The sequence below is a fragment of the Flavobacterium magnesitis genome, from assembly GCF_041729735.1.
Lineage (GTDB): Bacteria > Bacteroidota > Bacteroidia > Flavobacteriales > Flavobacteriaceae > Flavobacterium > Flavobacterium magnesitis.
On record NZ_JBCFQK010000003.1, the window covers coordinates 14333 to 29052 of the forward strand.

At 35.7% G+C, this 14720-nt stretch carries 8 protein-coding genes; all 8 read left to right on the plus strand.

The annotated features are described in order from the left end of the window. Positions 1-330 precede the first annotated feature (330 nt). Positions 331-3117 carry a heparinase II/III domain-containing protein gene (locus tag AAGV33_RS03015; protein WP_373390471.1) on the plus strand — a complete coding sequence of 929 codons (2787 nt, stop codon included), beginning with the start codon at positions 331-333 and terminating at the stop codon, positions 3115-3117. Then, on the plus strand, positions 3117-5048 hold the full coding sequence (locus tag AAGV33_RS03020) for an alpha/beta fold hydrolase (protein WP_373390472.1): 1932 nt from the start codon (positions 3117-3119) through the stop codon (positions 5046-5048). Before AAGV33_RS03015 ends, AAGV33_RS03020 begins: the two co-directional genes overlap by 1 nt. A 43-nt stretch (positions 5049-5091) precedes the next feature. Continuing rightward, positions 5092-6504 carry a glycosyl hydrolase family 28 protein gene (locus AAGV33_RS03025; protein WP_373390473.1) on the plus strand — a complete coding sequence of 471 codons (1413 nt, stop codon included), beginning with the start codon at positions 5092-5094 and terminating at the stop codon, positions 6502-6504. A 9-nt stretch (positions 6505-6513) separates the two neighbouring features. Then, complete coding sequence (locus AAGV33_RS03030) at positions 6514-7710, plus strand: DUF4861 family protein (RefSeq protein ID WP_373390474.1); 1197 nt, start codon at positions 6514-6516, stop codon at positions 7708-7710. Positions 7711-7771: 61 nt separating this feature from the next. Beyond that, positions 7772-9367 (plus strand): glycoside hydrolase family 43 protein, encoded by a 1596-nt coding sequence (locus tag AAGV33_RS03035; RefSeq protein ID WP_373390475.1) that lies wholly within the window; start codon positions 7772-7774, stop codon positions 9365-9367. Between the two features lie 236 nt (positions 9368-9603). Beyond that, on the plus strand, positions 9604-10884 hold the full coding sequence (locus tag AAGV33_RS03040) for a hypothetical protein (protein ID WP_373390476.1): 1281 nt from the start codon (positions 9604-9606) through the stop codon (positions 10882-10884). A 106-nt stretch (positions 10885-10990) separates the two neighbouring features. Next, on the plus strand, positions 10991-12940 hold the full coding sequence (locus AAGV33_RS03045) for a glycoside hydrolase family 97 protein (RefSeq protein ID WP_373390477.1): 1950 nt from the start codon (positions 10991-10993) through the stop codon (positions 12938-12940). 11 nt (positions 12941-12951) lie between these two features. After that, positions 12952-14553 (plus strand): hypothetical protein, encoded by a 1602-nt coding sequence (locus tag AAGV33_RS03050; protein ID WP_373390478.1) that lies wholly within the window; start codon positions 12952-12954, stop codon positions 14551-14553. The last annotated feature ends 167 nt before the right edge of the window (positions 14554-14720 follow it).

Below are 14720 nucleotides of genomic sequence, written 5' to 3' on the forward strand. Positions count from 1 at the left end.
TATTCTAAAGACGGTGTATGCAGAGTGAATTTATAATAGAAATACAGGTTTGGTTGACTTGTAATTAGTGTGTTTATGATGTCAAAAACAGTTGCTGAATTGGTTACTCAGTAACTGTTTTTTAGAATTAAATAAGAACACAAATTGAAACTTAGATAAATGATTCTTGTATTTTTAGAACGAATTTAAACGTTTCAAAAATAGGGATGAAACAATACAAATTTTGGTTAGTTTGTAATTAGTTTGATTACTGTAGTATAGTTGCCAAAAATTACTTTGGCAACTGCTAATCAAATTTTCTGTAACTTGATAAAATAAAAAGAAATTAATATGCAAAATAAAATTCTGGTACTTCTTTTTCTATTGCTTTCAATAAGTAATGTGAAATCTCAAAATCTGCCTGTACCTCAAAATGTTGGGACACAGCATCCGCGTGTTTTTGGGAAAGAGATGTCTTTGAACCAGGTGAAACAATTGGTGCAAAAAGAAGATTGGGCTGCAGCTATTATTACAAAAACCAAAAATAATTTAGCACCTTATATTACTCATTACAAAACAGATAAAAGCTGGTTAGTTTCCCGACTTCAGATGTATTGGAAAACTAAAGCAACTCAGGTTTATATAAAAGGAGGAATTTATGATCATGCTGACGGGGAAGCACCAGTACCTACTGTTAAATTTATAGGAGGACGAGGAACACCTACAAATTATAAACATCCTAAATTAGTGGATGTTAAACCCTATATGGACGATCCAAGAGGATTGTATCTCCAAAACAAATCGACAAATGTATGGGAATGGGCACCAATACCTGCTACAAGTGGAATTTTAGGGGCTATTAACAGAGAGATTATGAGTATTGCCAGAGATGCTGCATTTATGTATTGGTTTACTGGCGAACAAGTGTATGGTGATTTGGCCTATTCCGTTTTGGATACTTATTTAGAAGGAATTTATTATCGTAAAGAACCAATCGATTTGAGTCATGGTCACCATCAAACCTTAGTAGGTTATGCAGGTTTTGAAGTTATTCAAGAGCATATTTTGAATGAAATTAGTCAGGGGTACGATTTTCTTTATGGGTATATCAAAAAACAGCATCCTGAAAGATTGGATTTGTATGCTCAAACTTTGCAAAAATGGGCCGATTTAATCATCAAGAACGGAGTGAGTTTCAATAATTGGAATTTACTCGAGGCAGCTCACATTTCCCACATAGCATTGGTTTTAGAAAATAATTCGGCGTATAAAAACGGAAAAGGAGCGCAATATTATTTGGATCAAATTATGAATCAAACATCAACCAGACAATGGTCGATGAATAAGTTAATGGATTATGGTTATGATAAAAAAACAGGAATCTGGAACGAAAGCCCGGGGTATTCAATGAATGTTCTTGCTGATTTTATTTCGTTTGCCGAGTTTTATGACCGCAATTTTGATATCGATTTATTAAAAGAAATGCCCATATTAAAACAGTCGGTAAAGTCGAGTGCTCAATATTTGTATCCCAACAAATACATGGTTTCTTTTGGTGACGGGCATTATAAAAAATTGCGCGTTGAGCCTATTCTTTACATGATTGAAAATGCTCAAAAATATGGCAAGAAAGAAGACGAGGAATATTTTACCCGAATGTATAAAACTATTTATGATGATAATGCAACCGAAGGAAAATTTATAGGTAAAAATATCCAGGATCTTTTTGCAGAAAAAGCATTGACATTTAATAAAAATAGTGTAGCCGGAAAATTAACCGATTATACTAATCCGTTGTTTTATGTACCTCATAACAGTTGGTTGGTACAACGTCAGGGCGAAGGTGATTCAGCTTTAATGATTAGCGAAATAGGATCCTTAGGAAATCATATGCACTCTAACGGAATTGCAATGGAGTTGTATGGTAAAGGATTGCCATTAGCTCCAGAAATGGGACATGGATCCAGTTACTTTTCTATAGAATATGCCGAATATTACACCCAGTTTCCTGCCCACAATACCGTAATTGTTAATGGGAAGTCCAAATATCCGGAGATGAAAAGCAATCATGCTTTTGATGTAAATGCCGCTTATCCTAAAAGTGGAGTAAACGAGGGAATTGTTCCCGGAATTACTTTTTCGGATGTTTCTTTTTTAGAACCGGAAACCAATAGTAATCAACGAAGAGTAATGGGAATTGTAAAGAATGGTACTGATGAGGGCTATTATATAGACATCTTTCGTTCTGCGCAAAATAAAGGCGATAATGTGAAAAATGAATACTTCTTTCATAATCTGGGACAGAATTTAGAGTTAACAACGACAGTTGGAACTCCTTTAGATTTAAAACCTACCAGCAAATTAGCTTTTGGTGATGGCGATTTGATGGCTTATGATTATATGTGGGATAAAAAATCGGTTGAGACTAATCAGGATTTTAAAGGGAAATTCAATCTGGCTTTAAAAGAGAAAACAGTAAACATGAACCTATGGATGCAAGGACAAGAAGATAGGAAAGTTTTCTCGGTGCTGTCGCCAAAATCAACTGCTTTAAGTCATGATTTATTGCCTGATGATATTAATAATAATCCAATACCAACATTAGTTGTAAGGCAAAACGGTGAAGCTTGGAATAGACCTTTTGTAGCTATTTATGAACCAGCTTTGAATAATGAAACGAATATTCAGTCGGTGGATTACTTTGGGAAAAATGAGTTTGTCGGGATTCATGTGAATAATAAATCAGGTCAAGAAGATTTTATTTTTTCGAATACTACTCCCGATACAAAATTTACTGAGAAACAATTTTCGTTTACGGGAACTTATGGTATTATCAGTAAAAAAGCAGCTGATTTTACACTCTTTTTAGGTAATGGAAAAAATATTTCGAATGGAAAATATACTATTGATTTAGGGAACGAAATTGCTTCAGCAGTATTGAAAAACCAAAACGGAACAATGTATTTCAGTGCCGATGCTGCTTCGGTCTTGACCGTATCAGTAGAAAGAAAAATCAAGAACGCTACTTTGACTGTTCCAGGTGCTCAATGTAAAGGAACATACAATAGTAAGGAAAAAACGGTAAGTTTTGAGGTTCCCCCATTGCCTTATCAAATGATCAAAATTGAAATCGATTAATGAAAATTATATTGTGTATTCAAAGAAATTTTTTTGCTATTGCAATAGTGATTAGCCATTTTATAGGCGCTAGTAATCTGTCGGCTCAGCTAAGACACAAAAATAAAAACGGATATGATTTTTCGGCAGTTGAGCATAAAATCCAAACTTGGGTCGATAGCAGTTATTATTCAGGTGCATCAATTATAGTTGCCAAAAATGATACTGTTGTTTATGAAAAAATCTTTGGGAATTACAATAGAGATACCCAAGTGTTTATTGCTTCCGCAGGAAAATGGTTAGCGGCAGCCACGATAGCTTCGGTTGTTGAAAAAACAAAGCTTTCGTGGGATGACAAAGTAAAAAAATGGCTGCCTGAATTTAAAGATATAAAAGGAGAAGCTACTTTAAGACAGCTTTTTTCACATACTTCCGGTTTTCCGGATTACCAACCTAAGGATTCGGTTACGGATGATTACCAAACATTGGAGGAATCGGTAAAACATATTGTTAATTTACCGGCTGAATCTCAACCGGGAACTTCATTTCATTATGGAGGATTGGCAATGCAGGTAGCCGGGAGAATGGCCGAATTAGCTACCGCGAAAGATTTTGAAACTATTTTTCAGCAGAATATTGCGATGCCTTTAGGAATGAAAAATACCCATTTTGTTCCTGTGGACGATAGTGGCGGGCATAGTCCGATGTTGGGAGGTGGTGCGAAAAGTACATTGTATGATTATGCCCATTTTTTAGAAATGATTAGTCATGATGGCAATTATAAAGGGAAACAAATTTTAAAACCGGAATCTATTGCTGAAATGCAATCAGACCAATTGGGAAATGCCAGAATTGTTGAGCCCGAATATGTTGAAAAAGTGCGAGCCGAAAAACATAATGGGATTTATGGACTTGGCGAATGGAGGGAAGAAGTAGATGCAAAAGGCAATGCCGTATTGATTAGTAGTCCAAGTTGGGCAGGAGCCTATCCCTGGATAGATAAAACAACTAATACCTATGGCTTTTTTTTAACCCATGTAAATGTGGATAAAGCAAATAAGACTGGATTTTCCTCTTTTTACAACAGTCCTGTTTTACCAATAATGATTCGGGATGTGTATAAAAATAGTGCTTTACCTAAGGAAGTGAAGACTGGTTTTGTCGATGTGGGTGATGCAAAATTGTATTATGAGGAATTGGGAAAAGGAGGACCCTTAATTTTTATTCATGGACATTCTTTTGATCACAGCGAATGGGATCCTCAGTTTTTTGAGTTTGCCAAAAAGTACAGGGTTATTCGATATGATTGCAGAGGATATGGCTATTCAGATAAACCGAAAGAAGACTTAGCCTTTTTACATGCCGATGATCTTTTAAAGTTGATGAACAAGCTCAAAATCAAAAAAGCACATTTCGTCGGACTTTCGATGGGAGGTTTTATCGCTACGGATTTCCTGGCTTTACACCAAGACCGTCTTTTATCCATAGTTGCTGCCAGCGGAGATATTTTTCCGGTTCCCGGTCCGTCTGAACCTTGGACAAAGGATCAATTGGCTGTTCGGAGAGCCGAAATTAGAAAACTGGAGCAAAAAGGAACTATGAGCCAAAAATGGGATTGGTTAAACGGTTTAATGAGTAACGGTGGAACTAATTTAGAAGAAATAAGAAGAGCTCTTTGGGATATGATTTATAAATGGGATCAATGGCAACCATTGCATGCAGAACCACGTTTGGTTTTAGGTAATGATGCGGTTGCTATTTTGAAGAAACAAAAAATAACAGTTCCGGTAATGGTTTTGACAGCTGAAGCCGACAAAAATGGTATCAACAAATTAATGGAATGTGTGCCAAGTGCCACACAAGTCATTGTTCCCAATGCAGGTCATGTGAGCAATCTTGAAAACCCAGTTGATTTCAACCGATTAGTTATGGGATTTTTAAAAAATAAATAAAGAAACAATGGTATTTAAAGAAAAAAATTGGTCAAAAATTACAATGCTACTACTGGTATTCTGTGGAATATTTAAAATAACAGCTCAGGAATTAGTAGTTTACAAAACAACAGAAGATATTCAAAGAAGCATGCACAATGATGATTTTTCAGTAAAAGTCAGAAAGCCAGGAGGAGAATGGAAAGACTTATTTGAATATGGGATAAAAGTAGATCAGGTAATAGGAACTGGGCATTCAGTACAAAAAGCTTCGATGGCTTCATTTGATTTTTCAGGAACCGTGGAAGTTTCGGTAACTTCAAATAAAGGCGCAATTAACAGTGCTAAAGTTAGACCCCTGTCTTACGGTATAGTCCCAAAAATAAATGGGAATACTCTAAGTTTTTCGTTGTCTAATCCGGCTAATTTATCGGTAGAAATCAATGGGGATATTTTTCATAATCTGCATTTATTTGCTAATCCAATTGAAAAAAAAGTTCCAAATCCAAAAGATCCAAACGTGATTTATTTTGGACCAGGAATTCATGAAATCCCCAACCAAAAATTAAAAGTAGCTTCTAATAAAACCGTTTATTTGGCTGGTGGAGCTGTAGTTAAAGGACGAATAGCATTAGATAATGTTTCAAATGTGAGCATTCAAGGTAGAGGAATGGTGGATCAGGAAATCAGAGGAGGTATTCATATCGCTAATTCTAAAAATGTGAATGTAGAAGGCGTTTTCGCTTCTCAATGTTTTACCGGTGGATCTGATGGCGTAAAAATAACAAACTTTAAAACTACTAGTTTTTATGGATGGGGAGACGGAATGAATGTAATGTCAAGTAATAATGTGTTGTTTGATGGAGTTTTTATCCGTTCTTCTGATGATTGCACCACTGTTTATGGAACCCGAATGGAATACACAGGAAGTTGCAAGAATATTACAATGCAAAATTCCACACTATGGGCAGATGTTGGACATCCTATTTTGATCGGCACACATGGAAACAGTAAAGATCCGGATGTTCTTGAAAATTTAAAATATATTAATATTGATATCTTAGATCAAAAAGAAATGCAGGTTGATTATCAGGGCTGTATGAGCATTAATGTAGGAGATAATAATTTGGCTAAAAATGTCCTTTTTGAAAATATAAGAGTAGAAGATTTCAGGGAAGGACAATTGCTTAATTTGAGAGTGTTTTATAATACCAAATATTGTACTGCACCGGGTTTGGGTATTGAAGATGTAGTTTTTAGAAATATAAAATACAATGGTAAAAACGCCAATTTATCTATAATAGCCGGGTATAATGAACAAAGGAAAATTAAGAACATCACTTTTGAAAACCTAATGATAAATGGAGTCATAATTCATGATGAAATGCAAGGAAAACCCAAATGGTATAAAACTTCCGATATGGCTCGATTTTTTATTGGAGAACATGTAGAAGGAGTTTCTTTTAAAATTAAATAAAATAATACAATGAAAATACATTTCAAATCAAGTGTCATCATGGCTGGAGTTTTTATTCTTGGATGTACTTCTGCTTGTTCTGTAAAAAACAAATTCAACGAAGTTGATGTTGAAGTGAAAAATAATCTGGAATTCAACCGTAAGGAAATTGTGAGTATTCCAAGTGCTAAATTGTCGGGTTTATTAAAAAACACTTCCGAGAAAAATGTTCGGGTTAAAATTCAGGGTACTAAGGACTATTTAAGAACCCAGTGGATTGATTATAACCATGACGGTAATGGAGATGAGTTGCTTTTTGAAGTGGATATAAAAGCCAATAGTGTAGTAAATTATTCAATAGTTTCAGATACTGTGAAAGTTCCCGAAAGTAAAATAACAACTTATTCCCGTTTTGTTCCGGAGCGTATTGATGATTACGCCTGGGAAAATAACAAAGTAGCTTTTAGGGCTTATGGCCCAACAGCCCAACAATTAGTGGAAGAAGCTAAAGAAGGAGGAACACTATCCAGTGGGATTGATCTTTGGCTTAAAAAAGTGGATTATCCCATTATTGACAGTTGGTATAAAAAAAATGTAGAAAGCCCGGGATATTATCACATTGAACACGGCGAGGGATATGATCCTTATCATGTGGGAGCGAGTAGAGGTACAGGTGGAACAGGAATTTGGGAAGAGGACAGCTTGAAGGTAGCTAAAAATTATATCAGCTATAAAACAATCGCAACAGGGCCATTACGAACCGTTTTTGAATTGACTTATGCACCCTGGAGCAGTTATGGCGTTAGTGAAACTAAAAGAATTTCATTGGATTTGAATTCTAACTTTTCAAAATTTGAGATTAACCTTCGTTCTGATAAAAAGATACCAAATTATACACTGGGAATTACGCTGCATGAGAAGAAAGGCGAAGTCAATATAAATAAACTCAACGGTTGGTTCCGTCATTGGGAAGCGATAGATAATTTTTTTGTGGGTGAAGGAATTGTTTTAGCTCCTGAATGGGTTGAAACTGCTTTTGCCAATGATTCCAAGACGCCAGACCAAAGTAATTTATTAATTGTCACTAATCCAGAGGCTAAATTAACCTATTACGCCGGTTTTGCCTGGACAGGAAGCGGTCAGGTTTCGGATGTTAACCAATGGGACGAAATGCTAATTAAGCAAGCAAAAATTATTGCAAATCCTTTGCGAGTGATTATTAAATAAAACTGATACAATTAAAATGCGTTTAACTATTCAATATATAAATTTAGTTATACTATTTTTTATGGTTTTTACTTCTGTTAAGATGTTCAGCCAAGAAAAATATGTTTCCCGGGTTTGGCAATCTGACCGTGGTGACGGGACTTATACCAATCCTGTTTTGTATGCTGATTATTCTGATCCTGATGTCATTCGGGTAGGAAATGACTATTACATGACCGCCAGTAGTTTTAATTGCACTCCGGGTTTACCCATTTTACATTCTAAAGATTTGGTTAATTGGGAAATCGTTAATTATGCTTTGGAAAAACAAATTCCGGAAACTGTTTTTAATATTCCTCAGCACAGTAAAGGCGTTTGGGCTCCTGCAATTCGTTTTCATAAAGGAGAATTTTATATTTATTGGGGCGATCCTGATTTTGGGGTTTATATGGTAAAAACCAAAGATATTTTCGGTAAATGGGATAAACCTGTTTTAGTAATGGAAGGAAAAGGAATCATCGATCCATGTCCGTTATGGGACGGTGAAAATACTTATTTAATTCATGCTTGGGCAGGAAGCCGTGCGGGAATCAACAGCGTACTTGTTATAAATAAAATGAATTCAGAAGGAACAGCAGTACTGGATGAAGGGCAAAACGTTTTTGATGGACACGACAAACATCATACAATGGAGGGACCTAAATTGTATAAAAAAGACGGCTATTATTATATTTTTGCCCCTGCAGGCGGAGTAGAAACGGGTTGGCAGGTAGTGATGCGTTCTAAAAACATCTATGGACCTTACGAAGATAAGATTGTTCTCGAACAAGGCAGTACCGCTATTAATGGTCCACATCAAGGAGCTTGGGTAACTTCTGTTGATCATAACTCATGGTTTTTACATTTTCAGGATCAGGGAGTTTACGGTAGGGTATTACATTTACAACCCATGGAATGGAAAGACGGCTGGCCTGTTATTGGAAAGGACTTCGATGGGAATGGTATTGGCGAACCTGTTAGCAGTTATAATAAACCTTTTTCTAAACTAAAATCAGCTCTGGTTCACCCTGCTGAAAGTGACGAATTTGAAAATGGCAAATACGGTTTACAATGGCAATGGTATGCTAATGCTTCTATAAAATGGTCTGCCCAAATTCCGGGAACAGATTATTTGAGGTTATTTACTATCAGTCAAAAAGAAGAACCTAATTTATGGGACGTGCCTAATTTGCTATTGCAAAAATTACCGGCACCTAATTTTACCGCTACCACTAAAGTAAAATTAACAACCGAATGGGAAACCAATGGTAAAAAAGCAGGATTGCTTTTAATGGGGCAATCCTACACTTATGTGGCAATTGCATTTCACGATAATAAATATTGGGTACAACAAGTTGTATGTGCCAACGCAATAAATGGAGTTGCTGAGACCATTATTGAAGAAAAATTATTGAAAACAAATGAGGTGCAATTGCGAATGAAAATCACTGCGCCAGATGCGGCTTGTGAGTTTAGTTATAGCGAAAATGGAAATGATTTTAAGCCTATTGGAATAGCAGCAAAAGCAACCAAAGATTTATGGATTTCGGCAAAAATAGGAATTTTTGCAATTAGCGATCCTAAGGTTAGAATGGGAGGCTATGCCGATTTTGACTGGTTTAAAGTGGATAATAAATAAAACTAGCGTTGTTTAAGATGTATCGTTTAGGTAATACACTATAATTTAAAACGATAGAATATAATAATAATTTAAAAAAAAATGTAATGAACATGATCAGAAATTATAAATGGTTGTTAATCGTTTGGTTGTTATTTTTTAATTGTATAACAGTGTCTTCAAAAAATAAAGTTAAAGAAGTTGAAACACTTGAAACTTTAGAAAAGCTTGCTTCAAAGGATGGACAACTAATCCGTATGAAACCCGGTGTATATTCGCTTGCGGATTATCTGACCCCAGAACGAATAGCGAAGCTACTAACGGAACTTCCTGCTCAAACGGAGCAACAGAAACGTCCGCCACGCTGGTTTTTGCGTTTTAATGGTAATAATAATACTTTTGATTTTACAGGTGTAACTATCGAAATTAATACTGAATTATACCGCACTTTACCTTATGGTTATATGCGTTGTGTTTTTATTGACGGAAATGGCAATACAATAAAAGGTTTAACGATTAAAAATACGGGACCAAAAGATATAGGTAGCAACGGTAATATATTGTCCATATTCGGTAACAATACTTTGCTGGAAGATATTAAGGTTTTTGTAAGTGGCTCTTCTTATGGTTATGGTGATTTGTTTGGGAAAGGAGGTCCTAATTTGACTAACCTTCAAAAACAAAGTGGTATCATGATTGCTGGTCAGAATAATATTTTAAAACGATGTAAAGTTTTTAGCCGTGCATTTGGGCATTGTTTTTATATTCAAACCCAAGGTCACGATACTCGAGATATTCTATTGGAGGATTGCTATGCAGAAGGTGAAGTGCGTACTACAAACGATATATTGGCAGAGAAAGCGGGTCTTGCTGAAAAATTAAATTATCAAAGTGTGTATCAAAACAGAGAAGGTCGTTATATGATTAGTCCGGGATATACAAAAGCACTTTGCGAGGATGGTTTTCGTACCTATGGAGGTGTTGGGAAAGTAACACTTCGCAATTGTACTGCTAAAAATACCCGTTCTGGATATGAGATTGGTGGTACAAATGATGCTGAAAACCGTACAGTTCTATATGGCTGTCAGAGTTTTGGTACTGAACGTGCTTTTTTATTTGGCTCTAACGTACTGGCTCGTGACTGTAGAGGTGATATTCAATATGGCCCACTATTATATTTACGAGAAAACACCATAGGTTCTGATGTAGAATTAGAAGTAATATCCGGTACACCGAAATCATTGGTACATACTATAGCAACTATTGCAGGGAAAAATCATCGGGTGAGGCTTTTTTCCAATGATTCTCAAATGACTATGCCAGCATTACCTATTATGTTGGGATTTGGTATGCCTGCTCATGCAGAAATGAGTTCTGTTATCCTGCCTATGCAGACAGAAAATATAGAATTGATTAATGAATTAGAGTATAATCCGATAGTAAAAGATGATAAAGTTATAAATGTTAAAATTAAATCCTCGTCAGCTGAGTTGTTAAATAGTACCACACAAAAAATGAATGGAAAAGGTAAATGGTAGAAAAAACATTATAAAGAAGCACTAATTGAATTATTTGCTAAAATAAAAAACTTAATAAAAAATCTTGTATTAATAGATTTTTTGACAATAAAAAAAATATATAAAAATGAAGACAAACATATTTTATCATTTGCTGGGTCTTTTCCTTTGTACATTAACTATTCAGGCACAGTCTATTCTTGAAGCAACGGTTCAAAAGTTAGAGTCTCCAGATGGAGCATACGAGTTTACCTTTTACCAAAAAACAAATAGTGCTAATGACAAGCAGATGTATTATACACTTTCCTATAGAGGAAAAACAGTTGTGTTAGAATCAGAATTAGGGGTTTTAATAGAAAATCAAACTTTCGAATCAGCTCTTGCCATACCCAATGATACTTCTAAGGTTTGGGGGGAGAATTTGAATTTTATCGATGTCCAACGAAATGCAACAAATGAAACATGGAAAGCTGTTTATGGTGAAAATAGCATTATTCGGAATCATTATAAAGAGATGGTAATTTCATTTCGTAAGGGTGAAACATCTGTAGAAGATTTGGATAATGGTTATGATAAGAACAAAAGCTATTTTATGAATGTGATAGTTCGTGCTTACAATGAAGGTGTTGCTGTTCGTTATCATTTCCCGGAGCCAACCAACGGATTGTTTCTTCATATTGTAGGAGAGCAAACGCAGTTTACAATGCCCGAAGGAACTATGGCTTATTATGAACCTTGGGCACAGGGACCTTATTCTTTGTTGCCATTAAAAGATTGGAAAGGACAGAGCGAACGGCCACTTACAATGAAATTGACAAATGGTTTAACGGTGGCTGTTACAGAAGCTCAAATGACCGATTATGCCCGAATGAAATTTAGTCTTAATGCCGTAAAACCCAATACGCTTCAAGCAACACTTTATGGTAGTGTTGATGTAATTCCAGCTTATTCTACGCCATGGCGAGTGATTATGGCGGGAGAAAAAGCGACAGATTTAATGACAAATAATTCAATAATTCTGAATTTAAATCCTGAAAATCAAATTAAGGATGTATCCTGGATTAAGCCGGGAAAAGTAATTCGTGTGGCTAAATTAACTCAGGAAGATGCCAAAAAATGTGTTGATTTTGCTGCCGAAAGAGGTTTGCAATACATTCATCTAGACGCAAGTTGGTACGGTCCTGAAATGAAAATGAGTTCAGATGCTACCACTGTATCAGAAACAAAAGATTTTAATATGCCTGAATTAACTGCTTATGCAGCTACTAAAGGAATTGGGCTTTGGGTGTATGTGAACCAGCGTGCTTTGATACAACAATTAGATTCTATTTTGCCTTTGTATCAAAAATGGGGCATCAAAGGAATAAAATTTGGTTTCGTACAAGTAGGAAATCAACGTTGGACAACTTGGATGCATGAAGCGGTTAAAAAATGTGCCGAATATAATTTGATGGTCGATATTCATGATGAATACCGTCCAACAGGTTTTAGCCGTACGTTCCCTAATTTGATGACACAGGAGGGAATCCGAGGTAACGAAGAAATGCCTGATGCCAATCATAATACGATCTTGCCATTTACCCGTTTCTTAGCAGGTCCAGCCGATTATACCATTGCTTATTATAATAATCGTATTCAAAATACTCATGCCCATCAATTGGCTTTATCGGTGGTTTATTATAGCCCAATTCAGTTTATGTATTGGTATGACCAACCTTCGGCTTATCAGGGTGAACCTGAAATTGAGTTTTTTGATAAGGTAAAAACAGTATGGGATGAAACAAAAATATTGAATGGGGAAGTGGGTGAATATATTACTGTGGCAAGAAGAAGCAGTAAAGATTGGTTTGTGGGTGCCATAACCAATACACAAGCCCGAAAAGTAAGTATTCCAACCACTTTTCTTGTAAAAGGGAAGAAGTATATGGTAAAATCGTATCAGGATAATGATAGCATTTCAACCCGTACTAAAGTATCGGTTTCAGAACAAAAAATAAAAGGAGGAGAAACATTAACTTTTGACTTGAAAGCTAGTGGTGGTATCGCATTAATTATTTCTGAAGTTCAAAAAAAGTAGATTAATTTAAGATGAAAAAGATAAATTATATACTTCTTTGTTTAAGCTTTTTTTGCGTTAGCGGATATGCTCAGGTTTGGCAATGGAGTGTAAAGTTGAATACTACTATTTCTCCCGAAACCGATGACCATCCCCAAGCTTTTTTGTGGGTGCCCGAAAATTGCAAGCAAATTAAAGGGGTAGTGTTTGGACAGCACAACATGATAGAAGAAGGAATCCTAGAACATTCCTATTTCAGAAAAGTAATGACTGAACTAGGTTTTGCTGAGGTTTGGGTTACTCCCGTAGTGAGTTGGACTTATGATACCGGCAAAAATGAAGATAAAATCATTGCTGCAATGTTCAAATCATTGGCTGAGGTTTCGGGTTATCAGGAGTTAGCTTACGCTCCGATTATTCCAATCGGACATTCGGCAATGGCAAGTTTTCCTTGGAATTTTGCCGCTTTTAATCCGGAACGAACACTTGCTTTGGTCTCCGTCCATGGTGACGCACCCCAAAGTAATTTAACAGGAAGTGGAAAACCCAATCCCGATTGGGGAAAGAGAACTATTGACGGAATTCCGTCCCTATTTATAATGGGAGAATACGAATGGTGGGATGCACGAATTGAACCTGCTTACAATTACATTGCAAAACATCCGGAAAGTGTGATTACTTTATTTGCCGATGCCGGACACGGTCATTTTGATTATTCGGATGCGATGGTTAAATATGTGGCGGACTATATTAGTGAAGCTGCTAAAAGACGACTTCCCGATAAAATGCCTTTGACAAATTATCCTAATTTAAAGAAAGTGAAACCGGAATCGGGTTGGTTGATGGATAAATGGAGGCAGGATTCGATTCCAAAATACAAATCAGCGAGATTTAATGAATTTGTAGGAGATAAAAGAACGGCTTCTTGGGTTTTTGATCAAAAAGCAGCAAGTGCAACAGAAGCTTTTTATGCGCAGGCTCGTGGAAAGAAAAAGCAGAACATTGGTTTTAAACAAAATGGAGCAATAGTAAAACCAGATAAAAGTCACGCTAATTTTCAGCTGAATTTCAAACCTTTAAATGATGGGGTAAGTTTTGTAATAACGTCTTTTTTTTCGGATAGTTTAAGACTAAAATCAGTTAGTAATTTTGCAAAAACGAAATTGTTTGTTGACCGAATTTGTGGTCCGGTGACAAAAATAAACGATAGCACTTTCCAGATTAAATTTGATAAACTAGGTTTTAATAATACAAAACGAAGCAATGATATTTGGCTTTTAGCTCACAATAATGGTGATGCTGTCTATAAAAGTGCTGTTCAGCAATTGCATTTGCGATTTCCTATCATCAATAAAGAAGGCAAACCACAAACGATTGATTTTTCTTCAATGTCTAATGTGAAAGTTGGTACAAAAACAATTGCGTTGAATGCCAAATCGAATGCGGGAGTTAAAGTGAGCTATTATGTAAAAGAAGGACCTGTTTATATAAAAGACAATATACTGCATTTTACTAAAATCCCGCCAAGGACAAAATTCCCGATAAAAGCTACTGTTGTTGCCTGGCAATATGGAATAGCGGGAATATTACAATCAGCTCAGCCAATTGAACAAAGTTTTTTTATTGTAAAATAACCGAATCCAACAGGATGTGAAAAAGCAGCTAATCTTACTAAGATTAACTGCTTTTTTATTTTAGAAAGACAGTATTTATTGCTGTATAAAAGTCAATTAATCCTGTTTCCTTTTTTTAAATTTCAATTTTGTTTCTCTTAATAAAAATAACTCATAAAAATAAGAGT

What these genes read in the sequence shown, in the direction of transcription:
- AAGV33_RS03045 (WP_373390477.1), top strand. Translation starts at nt 10,991, where the DNA reads ATGAAGACAAACATATTTTATCATTTGCTGGGTCTTTTCCTTTGTACA.
- AAGV33_RS03015 (WP_373390471.1), top strand. Translation starts at nt 331, where the DNA reads ATGCAAAATAAAATTCTGGTACTTCTTTTTCTATTGCTTTCAATAAGT.
- AAGV33_RS03035 (WP_373390475.1), top strand. Translation starts at nt 7,772, where the DNA reads ATGGTTTTTACTTCTGTTAAGATGTTCAGCCAAGAAAAATATGTTTCC.
- AAGV33_RS03050 (WP_373390478.1), top strand. Translation starts at nt 12,952, where the DNA reads ATGAAAAAGATAAATTATATACTTCTTTGTTTAAGCTTTTTTTGCGTT.
- AAGV33_RS03025 (WP_373390473.1), top strand. Translation starts at nt 5,092, where the DNA reads ATGCTACTACTGGTATTCTGTGGAATATTTAAAATAACAGCTCAGGAA.
- AAGV33_RS03030 (WP_373390474.1), top strand. Translation starts at nt 6,514, where the DNA reads ATGAAAATACATTTCAAATCAAGTGTCATCATGGCTGGAGTTTTTATT.
- AAGV33_RS03020 (WP_373390472.1), top strand. Translation starts at nt 3,117, where the DNA reads ATGAAAATTATATTGTGTATTCAAAGAAATTTTTTTGCTATTGCAATA.
- AAGV33_RS03040 (WP_373390476.1), top strand. Translation starts at nt 9,604, where the DNA reads ATGAAACCCGGTGTATATTCGCTTGCGGATTATCTGACCCCAGAACGA.